This is a genomic window from Tersicoccus solisilvae, from assembly GCF_014643255.1.
Lineage (GTDB): Bacteria > Actinomycetota > Actinomycetes > Actinomycetales > Micrococcaceae > Tersicoccus > Tersicoccus solisilvae.
In genome coordinates, this window is sequence record NZ_BMJI01000113.1 from 1 (window position 1) to 506 (window position 506).

Annotated in this window: 1 protein-coding gene; it reads left to right on the forward strand. The window is 51.6% G+C overall.

All coding sequences use genetic code 11. From position 1 onward, the window contains the following. Positions 1-204 precede the first annotated feature (204 nt). A partial coding sequence (locus IEX22_RS16495; RefSeq protein ID WP_229660131.1) for a hypothetical protein occupies positions 205-506 on the forward strand: 302 nt, incomplete at its 3' end.

Below are 506 nucleotides of genomic sequence, written 5' to 3' on the forward strand. Positions count from 1 at the left end.
GATATACAATTTATTGCTCAAGCCAGTGAAACCCAGGCCAGTACACTTAATGTCCAAGTGTCTCTTCCCGAAGGTCTAGCCAAAACCCTGGAGGACCCAGATAGGCCAAGGGTCAGAATTGTTAACGATATTGACCATGACCCGGTAACCTCTCAGGTAGCCCCCAAGGTGATATACGGGATCCGCTCACTGATCATCTTGCGGATGTCGATCGAGGATACCCATTTAGGAATAGTTGGCTTCTATTCCAAAAAAGCCGGTACCTTCCGACCACGACACGCCGATATGCTGGCGCCGCAGATGAGCACCTTTGCCCTAATCACCGCCCTCAATCTCAGAGGCCGTAATCTGCTGCTGGAAAACCAGGCCTTGGCCAAACAAAATGTCAGCCTGAAACGCACGCTGGATGTGCAAAATGGTGTGGTCGGTGCCAACTCGGGGCTAAAGCAGGTGATGCAACAGGTGCAATCCATCGCCCACCTCAACACCACAGTACTAATGTTGGG